This is a genomic window from Mucilaginibacter lutimaris (genome assembly GCF_042676625.1).
In the GTDB taxonomy this organism is placed as follows: Bacteria; Bacteroidota; Bacteroidia; order Sphingobacteriales; family Sphingobacteriaceae; genus Mucilaginibacter; species Mucilaginibacter lutimaris.
In genome coordinates this window covers 26,159-50,579 of sequence record NZ_JBHTIA010000026.1, presented here as the reverse complement: position 1 = coordinate 50,579, position 24,421 = coordinate 26,159, and the positions used below count along the sequence as shown (strand labels likewise).

At 41.7% G+C, this 24,421-nt stretch carries 25 protein-coding genes; 12 read left to right on the top strand and 13 right to left on the bottom strand.

The genetic code is table 11. From position 1 onward, the window contains the following. Positions 1-42: 42 nt before the first annotated feature. The gene (locus tag ACFQZI_RS20610; protein WP_377145887.1) at positions 43-951 is read left to right on the top strand and encodes a Nif3-like dinuclear metal center hexameric protein; all 909 of its coding nucleotides are present in this window, start codon (positions 43-45) and stop codon (positions 949-951) included. A 66-nt stretch (positions 952-1,017) separates the two neighbouring features. Here ACFQZI_RS20610 and ACFQZI_RS20605 read toward each other — a convergent pair whose 3' ends face one another. The 3 genes from ACFQZI_RS20605 to ACFQZI_RS20595 form a co-directional block, all read right to left on the bottom strand. After that, a complete protein-coding gene (locus tag ACFQZI_RS20605) occupies positions 1,018-1,320 on the bottom strand; it encodes a hypothetical protein (protein WP_377145885.1) in 303 nt (100 codons plus the stop codon). A gap of 124 nt (positions 1,321-1,444) precedes the next feature. Next, positions 1,445-1,702 carry a DUF4342 domain-containing protein gene (locus ACFQZI_RS20600; protein WP_377145883.1) on the bottom strand — a complete coding sequence of 86 codons (258 nt, stop codon included), beginning with the start codon at positions 1,700-1,702 and terminating at the stop codon, positions 1,445-1,447. A gap of 40 nt (positions 1,703-1,742) precedes the next feature. Continuing rightward, entirely contained in the window at positions 1,743-3,518 is a 1,776-nt protein-coding gene (locus tag ACFQZI_RS20595) for a tetratricopeptide repeat-containing sensor histidine kinase (RefSeq protein ID WP_377145881.1), read from the bottom strand. Between the two features lie 145 nt (positions 3,519-3,663). Here ACFQZI_RS20595 and ACFQZI_RS20590 point away from each other — a divergent pair, with 145 nt between their 5' ends. Beyond that, positions 3,664-4,086: a secondary thiamine-phosphate synthase enzyme YjbQ gene (locus ACFQZI_RS20590; protein ID WP_449288978.1), complete on the top strand. Its 423-nt coding sequence runs from the start codon at positions 3,664-3,666 to the stop codon at positions 4,084-4,086. A 285-nt stretch (positions 4,087-4,371) separates the two neighbouring features. Further along, the gene (locus ACFQZI_RS20585) at positions 4,372-4,773 is read left to right on the top strand and encodes a pentapeptide repeat-containing protein (RefSeq protein WP_377145877.1); all 402 of its coding nucleotides are present in this window, start codon (positions 4,372-4,374) and stop codon (positions 4,771-4,773) included. A 70-nt stretch (positions 4,774-4,843) separates the two neighbouring features. On the opposite strand, the gene ACFQZI_RS20580 is transcribed toward ACFQZI_RS20585, so the two are convergent. The 3 genes from ACFQZI_RS20580 to ACFQZI_RS20570 are packed head-to-tail and all read right to left on the bottom strand — an operon-like array spanning position 4,844 to position 7,990. After that, on the bottom strand, positions 4,844-6,022 hold the full coding sequence (locus ACFQZI_RS20580; RefSeq protein ID WP_377145874.1) for an aldose epimerase family protein: 1,179 nt from the start codon (positions 6,020-6,022) through the stop codon (positions 4,844-4,846). Positions 6,023-6,042: 20 nt separating this feature from the next. Next, positions 6,043-7,089, bottom strand: a complete 1,047-nt coding sequence (locus ACFQZI_RS20575; protein WP_377145872.1) for a glycoside hydrolase family 43 protein — start codon at positions 7,087-7,089, stop codon at positions 6,043-6,045. 31 nt (positions 7,090-7,120) lie between these two features. Further along, positions 7,121-7,990 carry an HAD-IIA family hydrolase gene (locus ACFQZI_RS20570; RefSeq protein ID WP_377145871.1) on the bottom strand — a complete coding sequence of 290 codons (870 nt, stop codon included), beginning with the start codon at positions 7,988-7,990 and terminating at the stop codon, positions 7,121-7,123. A gap of 129 nt (positions 7,991-8,119) precedes the next feature. On the opposite strand from ACFQZI_RS20570, the gene ACFQZI_RS20565 reads away from it, so the two are divergent. Beyond that, a complete protein-coding gene (locus ACFQZI_RS20565; protein ID WP_377145870.1) occupies positions 8,120-9,244 on the top strand; it encodes a glycosyltransferase family 61 protein in 1,125 nt (374 codons plus the stop codon). A gap of 14 nt (positions 9,245-9,258) precedes the next feature. On the opposite strand, the gene ACFQZI_RS20560 is transcribed toward ACFQZI_RS20565, so the two are convergent. The 3 genes from ACFQZI_RS20560 to ACFQZI_RS20550 all read right to left on the bottom strand — a co-directional run bounded on the left by ACFQZI_RS20560 (position 9,259) and on the right by ACFQZI_RS20550 (position 12,163). Beyond that, on the bottom strand, positions 9,259-10,293 hold the full coding sequence (locus ACFQZI_RS20560) for a hypothetical protein (RefSeq protein WP_377145868.1): 1,035 nt from the start codon (positions 10,291-10,293) through the stop codon (positions 9,259-9,261). 82 nt (positions 10,294-10,375) lie between these two features. Next, entirely contained in the window at positions 10,376-10,765 is a 390-nt protein-coding gene (locus ACFQZI_RS20555; protein ID WP_377145866.1) for a GxxExxY protein, read from the bottom strand. A 39-nt stretch (positions 10,766-10,804) separates the two neighbouring features. Then, positions 10,805-12,163: a glutamine synthetase family protein gene (locus tag ACFQZI_RS20550; RefSeq protein ID WP_377145864.1), complete on the bottom strand. Its 1,359-nt coding sequence runs from the start codon at positions 12,161-12,163 to the stop codon at positions 10,805-10,807. A gap of 226 nt (positions 12,164-12,389) precedes the next feature. Between ACFQZI_RS20550 and ACFQZI_RS20545 the strand changes: the two genes are divergently transcribed. Then, positions 12,390-12,806 carry a gamma-glutamylcyclotransferase family protein gene (locus ACFQZI_RS20545; RefSeq protein ID WP_377145863.1) on the top strand — a complete coding sequence of 139 codons (417 nt, stop codon included), beginning with the start codon at positions 12,390-12,392 and terminating at the stop codon, positions 12,804-12,806. 31 nt (positions 12,807-12,837) lie between these two features. On the opposite strand, the gene ACFQZI_RS20540 is transcribed toward ACFQZI_RS20545, so the two are convergent. Together ACFQZI_RS20540 and ACFQZI_RS20535 are read right to left on the bottom strand one after the other, a co-directional pair. Then, entirely contained in the window at positions 12,838-13,848 is a 1,011-nt protein-coding gene (locus ACFQZI_RS20540; protein WP_377145862.1) for a glutamine synthetase beta-grasp domain-containing protein, read from the bottom strand. A gap of 275 nt (positions 13,849-14,123) precedes the next feature. Continuing rightward, complete coding sequence (locus ACFQZI_RS20535) at positions 14,124-14,645, bottom strand: hypothetical protein (RefSeq protein ID WP_377145860.1); 522 nt, start codon at positions 14,643-14,645, stop codon at positions 14,124-14,126. A 240-nt stretch (positions 14,646-14,885) separates the two neighbouring features. Between ACFQZI_RS20535 and ACFQZI_RS20530 the strand changes: the two genes are divergently transcribed. Continuing rightward, complete coding sequence (locus ACFQZI_RS20530; RefSeq protein WP_377145859.1) at positions 14,886-16,412, top strand: malate:quinone oxidoreductase; 1,527 nt, start codon at positions 14,886-14,888, stop codon at positions 16,410-16,412. Here ACFQZI_RS20530 and ACFQZI_RS20525 read toward each other — a convergent pair. Both ACFQZI_RS20525 and ACFQZI_RS20520 read right to left on the bottom strand, forming a co-directional pair. Then, a complete protein-coding gene (locus ACFQZI_RS20525; RefSeq protein ID WP_377145857.1) occupies positions 16,409-16,765 on the bottom strand; it encodes an energy transducer TonB in 357 nt (118 codons plus the stop codon). The genes ACFQZI_RS20530 and ACFQZI_RS20525 overlap by 4 nt on opposite strands. A 2-nt stretch (positions 16,766-16,767) precedes the next feature. Next, entirely contained in the window at positions 16,768-17,400 is a 633-nt protein-coding gene (locus ACFQZI_RS20520) for a hypothetical protein (RefSeq protein WP_377145855.1), read from the bottom strand. A 115-nt stretch (positions 17,401-17,515) separates the two neighbouring features. On the opposite strand from ACFQZI_RS20520, the gene ACFQZI_RS20515 reads away from it, so the two are divergent. The 6 genes from ACFQZI_RS20515 (at position 17,516) to rseP (ending at position 24,345) form a co-directional block, all read left to right on the top strand. Next, positions 17,516-18,466, top strand: a complete 951-nt coding sequence (locus ACFQZI_RS20515) for a glycosyltransferase family 2 protein (RefSeq protein WP_377145854.1) — start codon at positions 17,516-17,518, stop codon at positions 18,464-18,466. 77 nt (positions 18,467-18,543) lie between these two features. Then, positions 18,544-19,512 carry a glycosyltransferase gene (locus tag ACFQZI_RS20510; protein ID WP_377145852.1) on the top strand — a complete coding sequence of 323 codons (969 nt, stop codon included), beginning with the start codon at positions 18,544-18,546 and terminating at the stop codon, positions 19,510-19,512. Positions 19,513-19,520: 8 nt separating this feature from the next. Then, positions 19,521-20,249, top strand: a complete 729-nt coding sequence (locus tag ACFQZI_RS20505) for a hypothetical protein (protein WP_377145850.1) — start codon at positions 19,521-19,523, stop codon at positions 20,247-20,249. A 2-nt stretch (positions 20,250-20,251) separates the two neighbouring features. Next, positions 20,252-21,754 (top strand): GH3 auxin-responsive promoter family protein, encoded by a 1,503-nt coding sequence (locus tag ACFQZI_RS20500; RefSeq protein WP_377145849.1) that lies wholly within the window; start codon positions 20,252-20,254, stop codon positions 21,752-21,754. A 55-nt stretch (positions 21,755-21,809) separates the two neighbouring features. After that, complete coding sequence (locus ACFQZI_RS20495) at positions 21,810-22,991, top strand: 1-deoxy-D-xylulose-5-phosphate reductoisomerase (RefSeq protein ID WP_377145848.1); 1,182 nt, start codon at positions 21,810-21,812, stop codon at positions 22,989-22,991. A gap of 22 nt (positions 22,992-23,013) precedes the next feature. Beyond that, positions 23,014-24,345, top strand: coding sequence for an RIP metalloprotease RseP (gene rseP, locus ACFQZI_RS20490; protein ID WP_377145846.1), 1,332 nt, complete (start codon positions 23,014-23,016; stop codon positions 24,343-24,345). Positions 24,346-24,421: the final 76 nt, after the last annotated feature.

The window sequence follows — 24,421 nt, the reverse complement described above, 5'->3', positions numbered from 1 at the left end:
ATAAGGCATATTTGATATATTGCAATATAAAAATCCATCATCATGAAAAAGCCCGCGAGCAACTCTATAACCCGTAGAAGGTTCATCAGCACATCGGCCATTTGCGCCGGTGGGCTGGCATTAACATATGTAAGCCCGGCGTTTGCAGGCAATGTATTGGCGGCCCGGTATACCGTGCAGCAGGTTATAGATCTGATATTGAAAGAGGGCGGCTTTTCGCCTGTTCCAAACACAGTGGATACATTAAAATCCGGAAGCGGCGATGCCATAGTTACCGGGATAGTCACTACTATGTTTGCTACGATTGATGTGATAAAACAGGCGGCAAAACTTGGCGCCAACTTCATTATAGCACACGAGCCTACCTTTTACAATCATTCAGACGACCCTAACTGGGTGAATAATAATAGCGTAGTACAACAAAAACAGGCATTGCTAAAAAAATACAATATAACTGTTTGGCGCTTTCATGATTACATCCACCGTTTAAAGCCCGACGCTGTTGAGTATGGCTCTATAAAAAAATTAAACTGGCTGCCCTACTTTAAAGGTGATAGCCCTACCCTTTCAATCCCTCCAACAAATTTAGGGGCCTTAGTACAGCATGTTAAAACGTCATTGAGTATTGCGCATTTGCGCGTTATTGGCGATCTGAAACAGCCTTGCAGCCGTATTACTTATTTGCCCGGGGCACCCGGGGGTAAAATGCAGGTTGATTTTGCCGAACGCGATAAACCGGATGTATTAATTGTGGGCGAGCTATCTGAATGGGAAACCGCCGAATACATCCGCGACGCGAGATTGCTGGGCTCAAAAATAGCGTTGATCATACTGGGCCATAATTTTAGTGAAGACCCCGGTATGGATTATCTTGTAGAATGGCTGCAGCCCAAGCTAAGCGGTGTTAAGATCACACATATTAATTGCGGCGATCCTTTTGTCTGGATGTAAAAAAAGCGGGCATCTACCATACGAAAAATCGTAATAGATGCCCGCTATATATCTGCTAATTAACTGCTAATACACCGCGTCGGGCGCTTTGTAGTCAAAAATAAAGTCAACAATTTTTTTAAGTTCAGGGATCTTTAACTTAGTGCCTTTGTACTCCCATTTTTCTTCTTCCTGGTCTATGCTGATCTCGCCTAAAAAATTAGGGTCGTTACTGTCAGTTGGCTCATTTGGAACATCCTTGTGCGATAACCTGCTCAGGAATTTCGCGGCAAATATTTTATATGCCCCACTACCCCAAACACCTCTTTCGCTCACAATTTCAACATGTTTTTCCGGTTCGTTTTCTGTACCCACTTTTAAGATTACCATATTGCTTTAAGATTATATTGTTATGACAAATGCTTTAAAAAGTTGTTTCAGATATTTTAAATTTCTGCCCCAATACTTAATGCGAATAAAGCAATTATCAGTTTAAATAATCATTAACAATGTGTTATTTAATCTCTTCTTCATCTACATCCCTTTCAACCGTAAGGCTGCATTCGCCAACAAATATGGCCATAGCGCCAACCGCTGCCAGCACAGGTGCAATAACAACCGCAAACAAACCAACATTCAGCGGGAAACTCATTAACTCCTTGCCATGCTTGTCGCTTATTGTAATGCGGTTAATATTGCCTTCTTCAATAAGCTCCTTTATTTTATTTACAAGGTCCTTGCCATCTATACTAAATGTTTCTTTCTTTGTCATACTACTTAGATACCTTATCATTCAATAAGTTACAAAAGTATTATGAGGCAGCGCTTAATATAGGCAACTCAATTATGTAGGTTACACCTTTGCCCGGCTTTGTGTCGATGTCCAAAGATCCGCCAATGTAGGCTATGCGCGATTCAATGTTTTTCAGGCCCAGGCCTTTACTGGTTTTAAACAGCTTATCTTTATCAAAGCCTACCCCGTCGTCAACAATCATTAAGGTAAGTTCGGTATCGTGGTTTACCAGCTCAATATGGATGTTTTTTGCTTTGGCATGCTTAAACACATTAGAGATAATTTCCTGCACACTACGGTATATCATTAGTGTAGTGGTTTTATCAATATCAATAGCGTCGGCATTCACCCATTCTGTATTGATATTCACCAGGTGCTTGTTATTTAGCCGGCCAATAAATTCTTCTATAGCCTCTCTCAGGTTTTTATTCAGAATATATGGCGGCATCATACTGTGCGAGAGGTCGCGCACTTCTTTTATAGAATCATCCAGCATTTGCAGGGCAGCCCCGCCATCATCCTCTGGGCTCGTATCTAACTGCGAAAACTCCAGCTGGCGGCGTGCGCTGCACAAAAGCTGGCCAATACCATCATGAAGTTCGCGGGCAAGGCGCTGACGTTCGTTTTCTTCGGCATCCATAATAGCCTGGGTACGCAGGTGTTCCTCTTCAAGCATCGCTTCGCGAAAACGCGCCTGTTCTTTAAGTCGGTACCGGTTATAAACTAAATAAAATATAACTGCCAGCAATAAAATTGTGGCTATAAGCGCATATATACCTATCTGGTTACGGCTTAACTCGGCTTTTTGTTCTTTATACTGCGCGGTAAGCAGTTTGTTTTGCTGTTCCTTCTTTTCGCTTTGATACTTGGTTTGCAGCTCCTCAATATCTTTATTGTGCTTGGCATCCATCGCTTTATCTTTTAGCTCCAGATATTGCTTCTGGTAAGCGTAGGCTTTGTCAAACATACCCTGGGCGGCGTAGGTTTGCCCTAAAATTTCGTAGCCGTAAAGTTCCAGTTCTACGTATTTTAAAGCTTTGGCATCTTTTATGGTTTGCAAAAAATTTTGTGTGGCTTCTTTAAAGCGGTTTTGTTTAAGATAAATTTCGCCCATGTTGGTTATGGCCAGCACCTCGCCTATTTTATCCCCCACGCCGGCCCTCAGTTGCTTACTTTCTTCCAATGCCTTTAACGCTGCGTCCAACTCGTTTTTACCTGACAGTGCCGACGCCTTGTAATCAAGCGCGTACGACATGCCAACCTTATCGTTAATATTCTTATAAAGCCTATAGCTTTCGTTAAAATAAGCAATGGCGCTATCCAGTTTATTATCATCTAAAAACATGAGTCCACGGTTATTCACCGCGGTGGGCAGCATTTTTTTATCGCCGGTGGTTTTGGTGTATTGTATGGCTTTTTTACTTACCTCATCAGCCTCTTTAAACTTTTTTACGCGCAGGTAAAAGATGGTCATGTCCGAATATAATTCCGCCAATCCCGCAGTATCTTTTAAGGTAGTATATAAGCGTTCCGACTCGAAATACCAGCGCAGGCAATCATCATATTTACCCGAAAGGTAATTACCCATGCCGCGTAAAAACGCGCTCTCGGCTTCAAGTTTAATTTGCTTTTCGGCTTTAGCTTTATCATATGCTTTGGTGGAGAATGCTATAACTTTTGAAAAATCTTTTTGCTTGTTATGCCGTGCCGAATCGAGCAACTGGCGGATGCTTTGTGCCGATGCAGCCATCGTGCAAAAAACAAGGAAGATAATGATTAGGGGGAAACGCTTCATATCCGTTTTTATATTGAAAGATACTTCACATTGAACCGATATACTGCATTTTTATATCAAAATACTACATATGTAGTACTAAAAAGCCTTGTTGCAAGAACTTGTTGCTCCTCGGGTTGTATAATTAGTTATATTATTGCTTCTTATGAAAATGTTTCAGCAAACACTGGATATACCTCAAAAACGCCGGGGTTTCCACATCATCACCTATGAAGTTTTAAACGCCATACCAGAACTTTCCCAGCTTAAAGCCGGTATGTGCCAGGTGTTCATTCAGCATACTTCGGCATCGTTGAGTATTAACGAAAATGCCGACCCTACCGTAAGGCAGGATTTTGAAATGTATTTTAACAAAGCGGTGCCTGAGAACGATCCCGACTACCGCCACGATGATGAAGGCCCCGACGATATGCCGGCGCATTTAAAAGCCGCTATGCTTGGATGCTCGGTGCAGATACCCATAAGAAACGGCAGGCTGGCCCTGGGTACCTGGCAGGGCATCTATTTATGTGAGCACCGCAACCATGGCGGCACACGCAGGTTAGTTATTACAGCCTGGGGCGAATAACAGACTTAAAAATGACGTAAAATGTTCACGTTCACGTTTACACAACCAGGGTGTTAATTTGTAAATTATTCATAAACAAATAATTAGACTTAAATATACTGACACAGTTGTGTCACCAACTCTTTAATTTAATTGTTTATAATATATCGGTTACAGAACGACTAATATCGTTAACATACTAATGGATCCTAAAAGGTCGCAAAACGCCCCAAATACGCCGCGATAACACCTCACTTATAGCCACCTGCTTCGCGAACTTTGTATTGACAATCATAAATCAACGCCATGGAATTAGTAGAAATTATAAACTGCCAAAAACAGCTAAACGTTTACGAGGCAATGTTAGAAAACTCCACCATACGGATGGCTTGCCTGAATGGACTGACCATGAACGACGTATCTGTAACAAACGCTAAAATATCTGACGCAAATTTAAGCGACCTGGAGATAAGCGAAGCGCAGTTAGGTGGCGCTTATATACATGATATTGGTTTGCCGCCGGCGGGGCACCCCCATCATGACCCTAAAGCCAAACAACGCCCTTTAAGGTTTGAGAATTGTTTTTTAGAAGGAAGTACTATTACCAACTGTAATTTAACCAATGTAGCAATAAGCGATTGCGACATCAAAGGAATGACTATCAACGGGATCTTGGTTGAAGAACTGTTAAAGGCGTATAAGAAGTAGCCTAACTTTCACCTTTCGCCCGTGGTTATTTAAACGCGAAAGAGGCGCTTTGCAGCGCCTCTTTGACGGTCTATTTTACAACCGAGAATTTATAAATTGACTGGGTTTTATAAGTCTGCCCCGGTTTCAACTCCGTTGAGGGAAAGGTAGGCTGGTTTGGCGAATCCGGATAATGCTGAGTTTCTAAAGCGAACGAGGTGCGGAAGTCGTCTTTTTTGCCGCCTTTCATCACGTTTTGGCTTTGCATGAAGTTGCCGCTGTAAAATTGCAGTGCAGGCTCTTCTGTAAACACCTCCATTTTAATGCCGCTTTTATCGCCAACAACGGTTGCTATTGGTGTAGTAATATCGTGTTTACTCAAAACAAAGTTATGATCGTAACCCTTGCCATCTTTTAACTGTTCATTTTCGGTATTAATGCGCTCACCTATTTTGGTGGCTTTTGTAAAATCGAAAGGTGTGCCGGCAACCGCCTCTATTTTACCCGTTGGGATAAGGGTGCCGTCTACCGGTGTATAATTATCAGCAGCTATTTGAACTGTGTGGTCTAAAATAGTACCGCTGCCTTCGCCATTCAGGTTAAAGAAAGCGTGATTGGTTAAGTTCACTACCGTATTTTTATCTGTAGTGGCCGAGTAGCTCACCTTCATGGCATTATCATCAGTTATCTGGTAAGTAACTTTAACGTTAAGGTTACCGGGGAAACCGCCTTCCATATCTTTTGCAAGGTAGCTTAACTCTAATGTAGCACTGTCTGTTTGCTTAGCATCCCAAACCACTTCCTGGAAACCCGGGTGGCCGCCATGCAATGTATTGGGGCCATTATTTGTAGCTAATGTATATTCCTTACCATCAAGCTTAAACTTGCCTTTGGCAATGCGGTTGCCATAACGGCCAATTGTTGCGCCGTAATATGGTTCTTTTGAGTTTATAAAGCCATCTACGTTCTCAAAGCCTAATACCACGTCAGTCATTTTACCATCTTTATCCGGTACTAATAAGCTTACAATGCGGCCCCCATAGTTTGTAACAGCAGCTTCTACCCCATTTTTATTTTTTAGGATGTACAGGTGGGTTTGCTTACCGTTTATGGTCTTCTCGAAAGCAGATGCGGATGGTAATTTAGGTGTAGATGTGGTACTGTCGGTCATGGTTGATGTTGTTTTTTTAGCAGATTGATCGCAGGCAGCAAATAACATGCTCCCGGCAAGGGCAAGCGCCAAAGTTGGTTTATTAAATGTATTTCGCATAATGTTTATAATTATTGGTTTTATTTTTTGTTTTGTGATGGGATGGCCAATACGGCGCCTTCTTTAACAGGCACACCAAAATTTGGCGAACCATCTTTGTTCCATGTAAACTTTTGCATCCTTGGCGAGCGGAAATTCCCGCATCCCTGCCCGGGTTTTGAGTTAGCGTGGTATATTATCCAGTCCTCGGTACCATCCGGCGATTTAAAGAACGAGTTATGGCCCGGTGCATACACACCATTTTTAACAGAACTTTGGAAAACAGGTTTCGCAGATTTTTTCCATGACCGCACGTCCATCAAATCGCTATTGGCCGACGCGGTGAGCATTCCAAGCGCGTAAAAATCTGTCCAGCAACCACTTGCCGAATAAATAAGGAACAACTTGTTGCCATGCTTGAGTACCTCTGGGCCTTCGTTTACATTAACATGAGGCGGATTGCTATTTTTACCCAGGTCGCCATATTTCTCCCAATCAAATAACGGGCTCGAGATCCTGGCGCGCTTTCCTTCTATCGTCCATGGGTTCTTCAGTTTGGCAATGTAAATATCCTGCTGGCCGTTATAGTCGCCTTCCCACCCTGCCCATATCATATAAAGCTGGCCTTTATGCGTAAATATAGAGCCATCTATAGCCCATTTATCGGTATCGTCACCTACTTTGCCTTTGAATGTCCACTCTCCCTTAAGCGGGTCGGCAGATGCATTTTCTAGTACATACATGCGGTGATGGTTATTATCGCCATCATCAGCCGCAAAATACATATACCATTTGCCATTTAAAAAATGCAGTTCGGGCGCCCAAAGCTCTTTTGAATAAAGTGTGCCAACGGGTGGTTTCCAAACCGTTTTCTTTTCGGCAGATCTCAGATCGGCCATGCTCCTGGTTTTCCATAGTATTAGGCTATCCTGCGATGAATTAGTGTAATAGTAATACCCGTTTCTATATATCACCCATGGATCGGGCCCCGAAGGCTTTAAAGGATTAGTAAATGTTTTTTGCTGACCTAATACCGGCATCGCCTGCATCAGCAAAACCGTCATCAGTACATTTAAAACTTTTTTCATAAGTGTAGATCTTAAAAAAGCATTTATCAGTTTATAAAGCTAATGCATCGGGCCCCAATACCGCGCTATCGCAAATATAAGTAGGTACAATGCCCGTGGCCTGTACGCGGTTCTCGTAATCGCTGGCCTGGGTGTTCCCTGTTAATACAAGTACGGTATCCAACCCAAATTTATTGCCGCCTATTATATCTGTTTGTAAGGTATCGCCTACCATTACAATCTGCTTTTTGCTTATGCTGCGGTACTCGCGGATGAGATCGTAAGCAAACATAAACATTTGCGAATCGGGCTTACCAAAGCGGATAAATTTTTTGCCCACAATAGTTTCTATCATCTGCGCGAGCCCGCCAATAGCTATACCAACATCGGTTTTAGATACGGGGTAAGCATAATCAGTATTGGCAACAATAGCGGGTATGGTGCGTTTACGCAACAGGTTTACGGTTTTATTCAGATCTTCAAACCAGTTAAAACCTTCGTCATCCATAAATATTAGGGCATTTACCTTATCTATGTTGGTATTAGTAACATCCCTCACCGGCAGGGTTTTGAGGCCGGCGCTTTCAATATAATGTGCAGATTCTTCGGTACCCAGGTAGGCAACGTAGCCATCGTTCACTTTAAGTTCAAGGTATTCTTTAGTTAACTGGCCCGATGATATGATCCTGTCGGATGTAACGGCGTACAGGCCTTTATCGTGGTATGATTGTGCCAATTGCTCCGGGCTGCGCGAGGCATCATTAGTAACAATATAGTATTCTTTATTTTGTGCTTTTAAGTATTCGAATGTACGTTCTATACCCGGCACAAGGCCGCTGTGGGTTTTAAGCACGCCAAAGGCATCAAAAAATATAATCTCGTAACGGTCAATTATCGATTTAAAATTTTCTATCCGATGCATCTTTGTTATTGGTTGTTTGACGGCACAATATGCTTAATTTTTAAGAAAATACTTAAATTAAGTATTGTAATTGTTTTACAACGTCAATATAATCTTGTTAGTTTTGCTGTTTACGAGCATCTGCCTTCTATGAATAAATTTACAGCTTATTTAAAAAAACTAAAGAACAAGCGTTTTGGGGTTGTTAAGCCCACCCATGCAGCTACCGAAGCTACAGATGAGCAGCTCATTTTCCCGGCCGAAACTTTTTTGATGCCAGCCATCAAAGATATTTTTGGCCAACCCCATAGCAGCTTTATGGATCGTAAGGCTTCGATACCACCCTTTTACGTTAGGAGCTTTAAAAACGCTTTTTGCTTTACTAATAGCGAAGAGGTTTATTCCTCAGAAAAAAATGTGATTGTTGAACATACCTCACAAAAAGCTAACCCCAAAATAGGCGAAAGCAAAAAGGTATTTTACCGCACAAAAAAAAGGAAGATACAAGGCAGTGCTGTTCATTTATCACTATCGGGTTTAGAGAATAACTATTATCATTTTTTAACGGAATGCTTATCCAGAGTTTATCTATTAGAACGATCGAAATTTAAACCGGAGTATTATATTATTTCCAATCACCTGCCATTCCAGGCCGAGATGCTGGAACTTATAGGAATAGATAAGGATAGGGTAATCCCTACAAATGCTAACCTTTTATTACAAGTAGAAACCATGGTAGTGCCCGATCTTATAAATAACTGGGCGTATGTACATTACCGAGGTGTGGAAGCGTTTCAGAAACAGTGGCAGCCAACATGGTTAGTGAATTTATACCGCGAAAAGATTAGCTTATTAGAAAAGGGCGATTTTAAAGGCACCAAGATCTACGCTTCGCGTGATAAGGCACGTTACCGTACTTTTGAGAACCGCGATGAGGTTAACGCGCTTTTTACCCAATTAGGCTTTGAAATTTACTACCTGGAGGAAATGAGCGTTGCCAAGCAAATTGAAGCTTTTGCAAATGCCGCGCATATTGTTGGCGTACATGGGGCGGGGCTTGCCAATCTTTACTTCGCCAACCGGAATGCCAAAGTACTGGAACTTTTCCCCGAGTATTACCACGATACCAGTTACCGCATTCTTTCCACGGCGCAGGGCTTAGATTATTCATACTTAACAGGCGTAAGCGCCGATACAGGCGTAGACCCTATACAAGAAAACCTGTACATTGATATTAACCGCTTAAAAGAAGCGCTGCTTAAATTTATTGGGTAGCAAAGCTTTCTTAATTATAAGCTCAACGCCTTTATGATTACTTCGGCGTCAAAATCACGGTCAACAGAAGGCAGGTAAATCTCCATAGCCTCTGCCTGTAGCTTCTTGGCGTATTGCTCGCTAAAAAAGTATTTGCCATCTTTTATAACATAGTTCAGAATAAAGAAACGATAGGCCTCTTTCAGAAAACGGATCTCATCGGCCGTAACGGGGTTTACTTTATGGTACTCTTTCAGAAAGATGATAAACCTATCCTCCATCATTGGCCCAATCACGTAACTAAAAACGGTGCGGTCGCCGGCATCTGATACCACACGGCTAAAAAAGTAAAAATCAAGCAGGCGGTAACTCATCCTAAACCAGTCGTAATCCCAGCGCGAGTATAGGTCTAGGTCGGGTGTTACCGAAAAATTGCCAATGTTCCAGTCTATAAATACCGGGATGATCTCGAACGAGCTCATGTTATAGCGCGACCTGTTCTTTAAAAACTGTTCACAATGGTATTTAAGCAAATCTACCTGCATGCGGGTACCAAACTTGCGCTCGTCCTTTTCCAACTGTCGCTGCAAATCGTAAATATCGGTACGCAGGGTTTTGGATGATTTTGGCAGCACATTTTTAATTCGCGAACAAGCCTTATGGAACTTACCCAACTGCGAGCCAAGCTTTTTGATCATGTCTTCGTCCAGGCGGCGCGGCAACCTGTCCATCATACGTGTTGGGTTATAAAAAACTACCCAGGCATCATTTTTACCCTGTTTATAGCGATAGACATATACCCTGTTATTTTTCAATAACGATTTAGACAGCAGGTTCTCGAAAGGATATAGCAGGTTGTTTGACAGCGACTGAATGATACGATGATCCTCTTTAAAATGCTCAAACTTACCAAAGAAGGAAAGCTTGGCTATAATAATATCTTCATCATCAAAGGTAATGCGGTACACGTGATTGGTAGAAACCATCGCGCTGATATCCTCAATATCCCTGATGGTTTTAGATTTATCGTAGTCTGCCCATGCAGATTTTATAATGAGATGAAAGTCCATGACCGGGATTTGCGTGATTATTGCGATTTATTGGATTTTGATTGTCTTGTCTTGATATCGATTATCGAACATCAAATATATATCATTGCTTGTACTTCTTATTTAAAAGGCGCTTAAAAGTCAAAGACTTTCCGCCAAAATTTATAAGCAAGCCAATTTGTTTATTGTACGCTTCTAAATAATTTAAAGCCTGATTGATGTGCGAGTCCTCTATCTGCGCTATGGCCTTAAGTTCCACCATAACTAAATCACCTACAAAAAAGTCTACACGTCTCGATCCTACTTTAACATCACGGTAAAAGATTGGCATATCCTTTTCCCGTTCAAAACCTAAACCTTGAAAATTCATTTCAATTTCTAACGAACGCTGATAGATTGCTTCATAGAAGCCAGCACCCAACGCGGTATGCACTTTCATTGCGCAACCAATTATTTTTCGCGTCAGATCTTCGTGTAATAATTGTTCCTGCATATAAAATCTAATAAATCAGCAAAATCTCAATAATCCCGGTCATATGATTTCGAAGTAGCGCCTCAACTCCCAATCACTTACACTTTTAGCATATTGCCTGTGTTCCCAGAGGCGGGTTTGGGTAAAGTGCTGCACAAAGCCTTCGCCGAAAAGCTCTTTTGCTACAGATGAGTTTTGCATAGCTGTTGCAGCGTCAAACAGATTTGCATGCAGGCTGCCGTTGGCTTTGTTTTGATAGCCATTACCCACCGTTGCAGCAATATCCAGCTTCATTTTGTTTTTGATTCCGTATAAACCGGAGGCCAATGCGGCGGCTATGGCCAGGTAGGGATTGGTATCAGACCCCGGAATTCGGGTTTCTAAGCGGGCTGTGGCTTTAGAAGTGCCTATAACCCTTAGCGCTGTTGTGCGGTTATCTACCCCCCAGGTTATAGTGGTTGGCGCCCAGGCACCTTCCACAAGGCGTTTATAGCTATTGATAGTTGGCGCATACATGGGCAGCAAGTGAGGCATACAATAAAGCTGGCCGGCAAGGTACTGCTTATGCAGTTCACTCATTTTGTTTGTGTCGTCGACATCAAAGAACAGGTTTTCGGTTTGATCTTTATTCCAGAGGCTTTGATGGATGTGGCCGCTGCAGCCGGGTAGTTCCTGGTTCCATTTAGCCATAAAGGTAGCGGTGATGCCATGCTTGTAGGCTATTTCTTTCACTGCCGTTTTAAATAGCACTGCCTTATCAGCGGCGTCTAAAGTTTCGCTATGAGTTATAGCCGCTTCGTACACTCCCGGGCCGGTTTCAGTATGGATGCCTTCTATAGGGATATTAAATTGGGTAAGTAAATTAAACAGGTCGTAGTAAAAAGCGCTGTTTTGAGATGTGCGCAGCGTAGAGTAGCCAAACATTCCCGGCGATAAAGGTTCCAGGTTAGCAAACCCTTTTTGTTGTAATGATTGGGGAGTTTCCTTAAAATTGAACCATTCAAATTCCTGTGCAAATTCGGCGTGGTAACCTAAATCATCGCATTGCTTAACAATTTGTTTTAACAAACTACGCGGGCAAGCCGGTAAAGCGTGGCCATTAGGCCCGGTAAAGTCCGCTAAAAAAAAAGGGATATTTTCTTCCCAGGGCACATTGCGCATTGTTGCAAGGTCAATATAGCACTGCTTATCGGGGTAGCCACTGTGCCAACCGGTAAGCTCAACATTATCATAAGTAACATCGCTGCTATCCCATCCAAATACCACATCGCAAAAGCCATATCCTCCCTGCAACCCTTCTAAAAACTTTTGTGTGCTTATGACCTTGCCGCGCAAAATGCCGTCAATATCGGCAAATGCGAATTTAACTTTCGGGATATTATTTTCTTTGATATAGGTGATAACCTGTTCAGTATTCATGCTAAGTAGTATAAAATGCCAATTTAAGCAAGATAAATTACATGTAATGGATAATATGTAAATCGGCAATTCTACTCACCCGTCATTGCTTCGCTCGACTGCCCTCTCTTCGCCTACGGCGGAAAGAGGGCTAAAATCCTCTCACCCTCTTTGCGAAGCAGAGGGGGTCGACCAGCGAAGCGTAGTCGGGGTGAGTAAATAGCCAATATTATTTACCTTTAACTCAATGACTGACCTCTTATTTATCTACGGTACCCTGCTGCAACCCGGCAACCCATTTGCCGATTATCTGCACCGAAACTGTACGGTAATTTCATCGGGCAAGATCAGGGGCACACTTTATGATATTGGAGAGTATCCCGGCCTTGTTTTAAACAGCGCCGCGACAGCCTTTGTTCATGGTACCATCGTAAGACTTCACCATCCCCACGAAAACCTAAAGATAATTGACGATTACGAAGGCGTTGGCCCCGGGCAGGAACAACCCAATTTATATACCCGTGAACCGGGGACTATAGAAACCGATAGCGGGTTGGTTACCGCATGGATATACCTTTACAATTTACCCATTGATGGTTTGCCAATTATAGCATCGGGCAATTATTTGGATTATAAAGCGCAAAAAAAATCCCCCGGTAGTTAAACACGGGGGATCTTGCGATTTAGTAAGGGTATTAAATTTTTGCTGATTTAACAGTTTTAATAATAACAGCAGCTACTTTGTATGGATCTGCAGCCGAGTTAGGGCGACGGTCTTCCAGGTAACCACTCCAGTTATGATCTACCGCGTATAACGGGATACGTATTGATGCACCACGGTCAGATACACCGTAGCTAAAGTCGTGAATTGAAGCGGTTTCGTGTTTACCGGTCAGGCGTTGATCGTTATCAGCACCGTATACAGCGATACACTCGGCAACTGCAGGGCGGAATGCCTCACAAACTGCTTTAAATTTCTCTTCGCTGTTTGCGGTACGCAATAAAGTGTTAGAGAAGTTAGCGTGCATACCAGAACCGTTCCAGTCTAACTGGCCAAGTGGTTTACAGTGCCAGTTAATAGCAACACCGTAGCTTTCGCCAATACGCTCTAATAAATAACGTGCAACCCAAATTTGGTCACCGGCTTCTTTAGCGCCTTTAGCAAATATCTGGAACTCCCATTGGCCGGCAGCAACTTCGGCGTTAATACCTTCAACGTTTAAGCCAGCTTCTAAACAAGCATCTAAGTGCTCTTCAACAATATCGCGGCCGTAAGCGTTTTTAGCACCTACCGAGCAGTAGTATGGGCCTTGTGGCGCAGGGTAACCACCTTTAGGGAAACCAAGCGGTTTATCGGTTTCAGGATCCCAAAGGAAATACTCCTGCTCAAAACCAAACCAAAAATCGTTATCATCATCCTGGATAAGCGCACGGCCGTTTGACTCATGCGGCTGTCCTTTTGAATCTAAAACTTCGCACATTACAAGGTATGCATTCTTGCGTTGCGGATCGGGGCAAGTAAATACCGGCTTTAAAATACAATCTGATGAACCACCCGGTGCCTGCTCAGTTGATGAACCATCAAAGCTCCAGTTATCTAAATCTTCTACTTTACCGCTAAAAGATTTAACAATTTTTGTTTTACTACGCAGGCTTTGGGTTGGTTTGTAGCCATCAAGCCAGATGTACTCAAGTTTAGTTGCCATTTTAATGATTAATTTGTAATTTTTTAAGTATTAATATTAGTTACCTATAAGATCAGTCATAGTTTGTGAGTGCGAATTTAAATTATTTTTATAATTTTCATAGCAATGTTTATAAATTTTATAAAAATTAACAATAAATTACTTAAAAAATTCATAAATCCGTTAAATCATACACTTTTATCTCAGTCAATTAATTATGCTTGCATAATATTACCTTATAAAATAAAAGCGGCGTAACCAAAATATTGATTACGCCGCCTTTTTATAAATTTTAGTTATTTATTTGAAGCTACACCCCAAAAACATTTATTTCGGATCAGTTTTAAGTCGCTATCAGATATTTTCTCATCAATAACCGCATCATCGCTCACAAATTGCAGCTTAGTTAAGTTGTTATCATACTTAAATGTGGCTAATTTATTTTTCTCTGCATTGTTTTCTATCACATCTATCTTTAGGCTGTTAATTGTTGTATCCTTTGCATGGGTACTGCCGGTAGATCTATCGCTGCTATCCCAATTTACCACGTAACTTATTTTGCCCGCATCTTTGTTGGCTACTATCATTTTATAATGGGCGGTAGCCTGCACAATTTTTATTACGCATTTTACGCAGGGCTCGGCAACAGTAGCGTTACCATAATTCTTGGCAGGGTTATTTAATACACTGTCTTTTTTCCCGTTTACGGTCACCGCCGTTTTACCATCGGTTGATGTTGGTTGGGGTTTGTTGTTTTGGCACGATACCGATAACAGTATTATTGCAGGCAGCATAAAATACAGGGTTAACTTATTCATATTAATATGTTTTATGATACAGCTACAACAAGGCCGCCTGCAATTTGTGTTATGTTTAAGTGTTACAGGGTTTTATAAAAAGCCTCCCCTATCATGTGGCTTTTTATATAAATTTTAGTAAAATTGCCTTCTGAATATCATATAGTGCTACACCGCAATGTTCGCGACTCCATTGCAATGAGTGTAAACTTTATATCATTTAATTAGTTTACAAAAGGTATAACCAGTCAAATAATTAATTTGAATGTATCTTTAGCATTCAATAATAACATGAATAACGGCAAAGTTTCTAACACAACGGTTGATGTAGTTTTAGTTGGCGCGGGCATTATGAGCGCAACACTTGGGGTAATGCTTAAACAGCTACAGCCCGATATAACGATAGAGATATTTGAACGACTTGATACCGTTGCCGCCGAAAGTTCTGACGCGATGAATAATGCCGGCACAGGGCACTCTGCCTTTTGCGAGTTAAATTATACCCCCCAGCGTAAAGATGGTTCTATTGAGATTGTAAAGGCTATTAAAATTGCCGAGCAATTTGAGATCAGCAAAGAGTTTTGGTCGTTTTTGGTTGAGGCAGGTTATATAGATTCGCCGCAAAGCTTCATTAGCAAAATTCCGCATATGAGTTTTGTTTGGGGTGAAGACAATGTAGATTACCTAAAAAAGCGCCGCGACGCTTTAGTACAGCATCACTTTTTTAAGGGTATGGAATATTCTGAAGACCATGCACAAATAGAAAAATGGGCACCATTAATAATGGATGGCCGCGACAGAGGCCATAAGGTATCGGCCACTTACATGGATATTGGCACCGATGTTAACTTTGGCTCACTTACCCGCAGCCTTATCGCTAAACTACAGCAAAAGCCCGGTGTTAACGTAAGCCTTAACCATGATGTTACTGATATTAAACGCAACAAAGATAACACCTGGCAAATTAAAGTAAGCGACCGTATTAACGGAAACAGGCGCAAGCTAAACGCTAAGTTTGTTTTTGTAGGCGCAGGTGGCGGGGCTTTACATTTACTGCAAAAATCGGGCATACCCGAGAGCAAAGGCTTTGGCGGCTTCCCGGTAAGCGGGCAATGGCTGGTTTGCAATAACCCCGAGATCATTAAAAAACACGACGCTAAGGTTTACGGTAAGGCATCAGTAGGTTCGCCGCCAATGTCTGTACCGCATTTAGATACCCGGATGATAGATGGTAAGCGTTCGCTCCTTTTTGGCCCCTACGCCGGTTTTTCTACCCGTTTCCTAAAGAAAGGCTCACTGCTTGACCTGTTCACGTCTATTAAATTCAATAACATTTTGCCATTGCTGGCCGTTGGCCGCGACAACATGGCTTTAACCAAATACTTGATAAGCCAGGTGCTGCAATCCCCTGCCGACAGGCTTAAAGCTTTGCAGGAGTACTTCCCTGCGGCCAAAGGCCAGGACTGGACATTGGATATTGCCGGCCAACGCGTGCAGATCATTAAAAAAGACGCGAAACGCACCGGTGTATTAGAGTTTGGTACCGAGGTAGTAACCAGTGCCGATGGCAGCATATCTGCCCTGTTAGGTGCATCACCGGGGGCATCAACATCAGTACCTATCATGGTAGACCTGATAAGCCGCTGCTTTAAAGACAAAGCTAAAACACCCGAATGGCAGGCAATATTCCAAAAAATGATCCCATCTTACGGGCAATCTCTTGTTAATGATGAAACTTTAGCTACTTCTACAAGGGAGAGAACAAGTAAGGTGTTGGGGTTGGTTTAGTATTGGGGGCTTCCTAACAAAATACTGCTGCCTGCGTAAGTATTAAAACTTACCGGAACACTTACAGTGCTTTTAAACGGGTGCCCATCCCTTGCACCAGGCTGCCACTTAGGCGACCGTTTTATAGCCCTTATAACTTCGGCATCAATAGTTTTGCTAACGCCTCTAACTATCTTTTCATCTGTAACACTGCCGTCTTTATCGATAGCGAATGTTAGAATTACTCTGCCTGAATTTTTTTGTTCCCTGTCTGCAGATGGGAATTTTATTGTAAAAGCAAGAAATTTGAAAAATTTCTCATCCCCGCCGGGGAACTCAGGTGCTTTTGTGATATGAGCAAATGGATCGTTCATATTTATATATTCTTTCCCTGAAATGATTTCTCCCTTTTTATAAACAATTGTAAACGTAGTATCAGAAATGTGCTTTTTCCAAATGCCATCTTCTTTTCCGTTAACAATATTTCCTTCCAATACAACTCGATCGCCTCGGTCAAATTTAATTTTTTGCCAAACCCATTACCATTTTCAGTCAATACTTTTCCGGTAGAATCCGAAAAAGATTTTAAGTAAATGCCATTTTTGTCATTATCGGTAATGTTGTACACGACTCCGTTAGGATAATACTCAATAGCTTCCCCCACTAATTGTCCTTTTTCGTAATTTTTAATACTTTTTCGTTTACCATTATTATAATATTCCATACAATAACCCTGCAAGCCTTTTCTGAAATCAACACTATACACAGAGGTTTTTGCTACAAGCTTAGGTTTCTTATTCATGTAAAATTCCTCTACATTATAATATACAGAGTCGATACGATTGTAAAGCCTTACAAATTTGGCTTCTGCAGAATCTTTCGCGATACGGGTATCACTAATCATATAATACACTTCAGAATCAAGGAGTTCCTGTTCTTTAACATTTTGCGAAAAAGACGATATGCTTGCCACAATTAATACAAGCAAGGTAAATAGTTTTTTTGTCATGATAAGGATTAAGCACTGCTAATATAACATAATTTCACCTGTTGCATTTGCGCATAAATCAATCCTTAATTTTTATATTTTTGCAGATACCTGCGAAAAAGGTTTCATGCACTAAATGGATATATCAGTAGTAGTACCACTTTACAACGAAGTAGAATCGTTACCCGAACTAACCTCCTGGATAAGCAGGGTAATGGACGATAATAATTACACTTACGAGATAATACTGGTTGATGATGGCAGCAAGGATGGATCATGGGACATGATCGTAAAGCTTAAAGAAAGCGACCCTTTCATAAAGGCTGTTAAATTCAGGCGCAACTATGGTAAATCTGCCGCGCTGAACATTGGTTTTGAGGCTGCTAAAGGGGATGTGGTAATAACTATGGATGCCGACTTGCAGGACAGCCCCGATGAGATACCAGTGCTTTACCGCCGCATAACAGAGGACAGGTACGACCTTATATCCGGCTGGAAAGCAAAGCGTTATGACCCCTTAACTAAAACTATCCCTACTAAATTATTTAATGCCGCTACCCGCAAAATGAGCGGAATAGATAACCTGCACGATTTTAATTGCGGCCTCAAGGCTTATCGTAAAACTGTAGTGAAGAATATTGAGGTGTATGGCGAAATGCACCGCTACATTCCGGTTATTGCTAAATGGGCGGGCTTTACCAAAATTGGAGAGCAGGTGGTTGAACACCGTGCCCGTAAATACGGGAAAACGAAGTTTGGGTGGACAAGGTTTATTAATGGTTTTTTAGACCTCCTTTCGATATTTTTTGTAGGCAAATTTGGCAAGCGCCCCATGCACTTTTTTGGCGCTATGGGAACGCTAAGTTTTTTTACAGGTATAATTATAGCTATATGGATGTTATCAGAAAAGCTATACCTCATAGCACACCATCTGCCCTACCGCGATGTTACCGCTAACCCGTTATTTTATATAGCGCTGGTAGCCATCATACTTGGTTCGCAACTCTTCCTTACAGGCTTTGTTGCCGAACTGGTTTCGCGCAACTCGAACGACAGGAACAATTACCAAATTGAAGAAACAATTTGATAATTTGAAAATGTGCCGATTTGAATATTACCGGCATTGTAAAATCTTCAAATTGTCAAATCATCTAATTAACCCGAATGTTTTTCTCCATCATCATACCTTTATACAACCGCCCGCAGGAAATTGCCGAATTACTGGCTTCCTTAACGCTGCAAACCTATAAACAGTTTGAGGTTTTGGTTATTGAGGATGGATCTGTTGACCGTGCCGAAGATATTGTAAAAGGGTATGAAGGCAAGCTTGATATCCGTTACTTTGAAAAAGCCAACGAGGGACAGGGTTTTACTCGTAACTTTGGTTTTGAACGGGCTAAAGGCGATTATTTTGTTGTATTTGATTCGGATTGCTTGATCCCTGCAGATTACCTGCAAATTGTAAACGATTCGCTTAACAAAAACTGGCTGGACGCCTATGGCGGGCCGGACGGCGCCCATGAATCGTTTACACCGCTGCAAAAGGCCATTAGTTACTCCATGACCTCCCCTTTCACTACCGGTGGTATTCGCGGAAATAAAAAAGGCATCGGGCAGTTTCATCCGCGCAGTTTCAATATGGGTATTTCGCGCAAGGTTTGGGAAAATGCAGGCGGCTTTATCATCACCCGCCTGGGCGAAGATATCGAATACAGTATCCGTATCCACTCTTTAGGCTATAAGATCGGGCTGATACCAGATGCCATTGTTTATCATAAGCGCCGTACCGATTTTTTGAAGTTTTATAAACAGATCCACTTTTTTGGGCGTGCGCGTATTAATATCTACAAATTCTTTCCGTCGCAGCTTAAACTGGTACATTTTTTCCCGGCGTTTGCCACACTTGGATTTATATTTATCATTGTTGCCAACTTGCTGCATTGGCCCTTTGCAATGCTTTTAAATATAATGTTAGGTGTTTACATTTTGTTAATATTTTTTCACTCGCTTATCAAAAATAAATCAGCAAAAATCGCATTTTTGAGCATTATAGCTGCCTTCACTCAACTTACTGCCTACGGGTTAGGATTTATGCAAGATTTTTGGAAGCGCGTTATATTAAAAAGCTCTTAAAACGTAGTATGTACCACCCTTTTTCTGTCGCGGAGACTATAAAAACTTCGTGGGATATTTTTAAAAAGAATTTTGTAACCATTATTGTTTACTCGGTAATAGCGTTTTTCCTGCTTTCGGTATTAGGCCTGCTTATAGGCTTCGTTTACTCTCCAACAGACTTTACCGGTTCTATGATCGTGTCATTTATATTGATATGGTTGCAGGCCTACACTACACTTGGTTTATATAAACTAATATTTACCCTGATAGATAGCGAATACTACGATTTTGAGTTTAGCCAGGTTATACCAAAGGTTAAAATGATATGGAGTTACCTTGCCGTAGTATTCATAATAGCGTTTATTGTTACCAACTTAACCATATTGGTTGACTATCTTGACCCATATCCGATATTACAGGACGTGGTAAAGGTGTTATCTGCTCTTGGCGGTTTATACCTTGCCCTGCGTGCCATGTTTTTCAACACCTTTGTTGTTGATGATGCATCCGGCCCTATAGAGTCTATTAAGCAAAGTTTTGAGCTAACCCGTGGTTACCTGTTAAAAGTTATATTGATACTTGGTGTCATTATTTTATTTATCGCGTTACCTGCTATATTAGCTCAATACTATCCTATCATTTCGGTTACTATATTATTCACCTACCCTTTTGTAAACATTGTTCTGGCGGTAACTTACCGTAAACTTATCTATAGCCATCAGGATGTAGATGATGACATTGCCGAAACCAATTAATTATGGGTTTAAAAGCAGCATTAAGCAAGGTATTTGCCTGGTATGTAAACAGGCAGTTAAATAACGTTCGCCAAAATGCACTGGCGCTTCAGCAAAAAACATTTACCGATCTAATCCATGAGGCTAAAAATACCATCTTTGGTACCGATCATCATTTTGATGCAATTGAAAGCTACGAAGATTTTAAAAAATACGTACCTGTACGAGATTATGAAGAACTACGACCGTACATTGACCGTGTAGTAAACGGCGAAATTGATGTAATGTGGCCGGGCAAACCCGCCTATTTGGCTAAAACCTCGGGCACTACGTCTGGGGTTAAATACATACCTATTTCTAAAGAGAGCATGCCCCAGCATATTAAAGCCGCGCGCAACGCGTTGCTTAGCTACATTCACGAAACGGGCAATGCCGATTTTGTAAACGGTAAAATGATATTTTTACAGGGCAGCCCTGTGTTAGATGAAAAACATGGTGTACAAACCGGCCGGCTCTCGGGCATTGTAGCGCACCATGTGCCTGCGTACCTGCAAAAGAACCGCCTGCCATCTTACGAAACCAATTGTATAGACGACTGGGAGGAAAAAGTTGATGCCATAGTGCAGGAAACAGCCAAAGAGGATATGCGCCTTATATCAGGCATTCCACCCTGGTGCCAGATGTATTTCGACAGATTGTCGGCTGTTTCGGGCGGGAAAAAGATCAAAGATATATTTCCTTACTTTAAGTTGTATGTACACGGCGGCGTAAACTACGAGCCATACCGTGCCCGCATGGAAGAAAGTATTGGCTTTAAAATAGACAGTATCGAAACCTACCCGGCGTCTGAAGGGTTTATTGCTTTTCAGGATTCGCAAAAAGAAAAAGGGTTGCTGCTGATGGTGGATGCAGGTATTTTCTATGAATTTATCCCATCCGAGGAGTACTTTAATGATAACCCTACACGCATCAATTTAAAAGACGTAGAGCTTGATAAAAATTACGCTCTTATCATGAATACCAGCGCGGGCTTGTGGGGATACAGTTTGGGCGATACGGTGAAGTTCGTATCTAAAAACCCGTATAAAATTGTAGTTAGCGGCCGCATTAAACATTATATCTCCGCCTTTGGCGAGCATGTAATTGGCGAAGAAGTTGAGCAGGCCCTAATGAGTGTAGCCGCCGATGAGGGTGTTGATGTAATAGAATTTACGGTTGCTCCGCAGGTTGCTCCGGCAGACGGCACATTGCCTTACCATGAGTGGTTTATTGAGTTTGGTAAAGAGCCTAAAGACCTGCAAGCCTTTGCCTTAAAGATTGATAAGGCCCTGCAGCAAAAAAATATTTACTATTTCGACCTGATTGAGGGTAACATATTGCAATCTTTAATAGTCAGAAGTTTAAAAAAGGATACTTTTATAAATTATATGCGCAGCCAAGGTAAACTTGGCGGCCAAAATAAAGTTCCGCGTTTATCTAATGATAGGAAAATAGCGGATGAATTAGTGAGTTATATATCAAGTTAATAATAACACCATCGGCATTGCAACATACGAAGCAATTACGGTTTAAGAAATATAATTGAACAACGATATAAAAAACATAGCCATCCTTGGCTCTACAGGGAGTATAGGCACACAAACGCTTGAGGTTATCCGCGATAACAGTCAGCTGTTCAGCGCTTTTATGCTTACCGCGCACTCAAATGCCTACTTGCTTATAGAGCAGGCTATAGCGTTTGTACCCGAGTACGCCATTATTTGCGACGAAACAAAATACGCCGAGGTAAAAGAAGCGCTTGCACATTTACCCATTAAAGTTTTAGGCGGATACGAGGCCATTAAAGAAACTGTTACCCATCCGGATATTGATGTGGTGCTTACCGCTATGGTAGGCTTTGCGGGTTTGGAGCCAACCATTAACGCTATTAAAGCAGGTAAAGATATCGCGTTAGCAAATAAAGAAACCTTGGTTGTTGCGGGTGAGATTGTTACCAGCCTGGCCAAACAACACGGTGTAAACATTTTACCCGTAGATAGCGAACACTCAGCCATTTTTCAATGCCTTGCGGGGGAACAGGATAATAAAATAGAAAAGATAATCCTCACCGCTTCCGGCGGCCCGTTTCGTGGTAAGAATGCAGAGTTTTTGGCCAACGTAACCCGCGAGCATGCGCTAAAGCACCCCAACTGGGTTATGGGCGCCAAGATCACTATCGATTCGGCATCATTAATGAATAAAGGGCTGGAAGTAATTGAGGCCAAGTGGTTGTTCGATCTGCAAGCAAACCAGATAGATGTTATAGTTCATCCGCAGTCGATAGTACACTCGCTGGTGCAATTTGAGGACGGATCTATAAAGGCGCAAATGGGTTTGCCGGACATGAAGCTGCCTATACAGTACGCCCTAACCTACCCTCAACGCGTTAAAACAAACTTTAAGCGCTTTAATTTTATTGATTACCCAAATTTGACGTTCGAACAACCGGATATAGCTACCTTTCGGAATTTGAAACTGTCTTTTGACGCTTTGGAACGCGGTGGTAATATGCCATGCATTATAAACGCGGCCAACGAGGTAGCGGTTGCTGCTTTTTTAAATAATGAAACAGGCTTTTTAACCATGAGCGATGTAATTGAAACCTGCATGCAGCAAATTAATTATATACAATCGCCATCGTTAAACGACTATTTGAATACTGATAAAGAAACACGCATATTTGCGCAAAATTTAATACGAAAAATGCCGTTAAAGGCAGTATAATTATACTATATAAACACAACGAATGAGCGTTTTGATAATGGCCGGCCAATTAATACTTGGTCTTTCAATTTTAGTGATACTACACGAGTTTGGGCACTTTTTAGCAGCCCGGGCTTTCGGGATAAAGGTTGAGAAATTTTACTTGTTTTTTGATGCCTGGGGCGTAAGCCTTTTTAAATTCAACTACAAAGGTGTTGAGTACGGTATTGGCTGGCTGCCTTTGGGCGGCTATGTTAAGATTGCCGGTATGATAGATGAATCTATGGATACCGATCAGCTCGCCGGTCCGCCGCAGCCATGGGAGTTCCGTTCTAAACCGGCCTGGCAGCGTTTAATTGTAATGCTTGGCGGTATAATCGTAAACATTATAGTTGGTATTTTCATATTTTGGGTATTAACCATCCGCTACGGCGAAACTTATACACCTAACGCTAATATCAAATACGGAATAGTACCGGGTAAAATTGGTACTAAAATGGGCCTGAAAGCCGGTGACAAGATCAACTCTGTTAATGGCAAACCAATTGTTAGGTTCGAAGACCTCGTTAGTTCTAAAGTGTTGCTGGACAAAACTGTTTTGAATGTACAGCGTGGAAACGAGAATATAGATATTAAGGTTCCTCCTACCATTCTTAACGATTTGTCTGACTACGGTATTGAAGAATTTATTAATCGTATTCCGCGTGTAAAATTCGCAATTGATACGATTGCTCGAAAAAGTGGTGCTGAACAGGCAGGTTTGAAAAAAGGAGATAGTATACTTACTGTCAATGGTAAAGCTGTCACCTATTTTGATGAAATGCAGGCTCAATTGCGGGCAAATAAAAATAATAAAGTAGAACTTACTATCAAACGTGGCGATTCATTACAACAAATTTCGGCGCAAATTAATAATGAAGGGGTATTAGGTTTTAAACCCAAAGCCCAATTACCACAAGATACTACCATTAAATATGGTTTGTTTGGCTCGTTACCTGTTGGTGCAACCAAAGCATGGGGCATGTTTACCGATAATGCCAAAGGTATAGGTAAGATATTTACCGGTCAGGTTAAGGCGCGTAAGGCAATATCGAGCCCAATAGGCATCGCCGTAATGTTTGGCAGCCATGTAGACTGGATCCGCTTTTGGAGCCTTGTGGGCTTCCTATCAATGGTTTTAGCGTTAACCAACCTGTTACCTATACCCGGATTAGATGGTGGTCATACCGTATTCCTGTTAATTGAAATGATAAAAGGTAAACCACTTAGCGACAAATTCCTGGAACGCGCGCAGATAGTTGGTTTTGTGCTATTGATCTCGCTAATGGTATTCGCCTTTGGTAATGATATTGTAAAACAGGTGATGAAGAAGTAATTCTTTGTACTGATAGCTAACAGAAAGCCGCTTCAGAATTGAAGCGGCTTTCTTGTTGTATGTCTCATGTTACCTT